The 521-nt window shown below is 42.2% G+C and carries 1 protein-coding gene and 1 pseudogene; both read right to left on the reverse strand.

Annotated features, from left to right (window positions below; genetic code table 11):
- A partial coding sequence (locus AACQ75_RS11560) for a DEAD/DEAH box helicase family protein (RefSeq protein ID WP_170889834.1) occupies positions 1-349 on the reverse strand: 349 nt, incomplete at its 3' end.
- Positions 334-521: pseudogene (locus tag AACQ75_RS11565) on the reverse strand (hypothetical protein); the annotation flags it as partial. The pseudogene AACQ75_RS11565 and the gene AACQ75_RS11560, both read right to left, overlap by 16 nt.

The following is a 521-nucleotide window of genomic DNA, read 5'->3' on the forward strand; positions in this document are numbered from 1 at the left end:
CGACAAACACTCGGTATTTAGTCAGGATCCGCCAAAATTCATCATTTAAAAATTGAATGGATTGATAGGTCAGTGATTGCCCAATGGAGCCTAAGCCTCCATTGAACGTACAATGTAATGTCTTGGAAAAGGTTCCTTTTATACTGTCAGCCACACTGAGCGTTGGGGAGAAGCACAACACCAAGTCAATTAAGTTGCCCGCCAATAAGCGTTTAGCAATTTCGGCGGCGAGGATAGTTTTACCGGCCCCCGGGGTTGCTTGACAGAAAAAATGAGACTGTTCGCCTTGATACTTTGTTAACGCTCTCATCGAACAGTCTCTTTGCCAATCTCTTAACATCGAGCGCATCCTTCTGATAACGACGTTAGTACATTGGTTAATACATTGATTTTGCCCAATAATAATGCAGAACGTTCTCTCGCTATCTTAAGCAGTGGTGTGATTTGAGTACTCAATTCAGGAAAACGTTGACTCAACGACTGATATTCTTCTATTTCACCGAGAATAATTTCCAACTCAC

It is taken from the genome of Vibrio sp. B1-2, from assembly GCF_963888445.1.
Classification (GTDB): domain Bacteria; phylum Pseudomonadota; class Gammaproteobacteria; order Enterobacterales; family Vibrionaceae; genus Vibrio; species Vibrio anguillarum.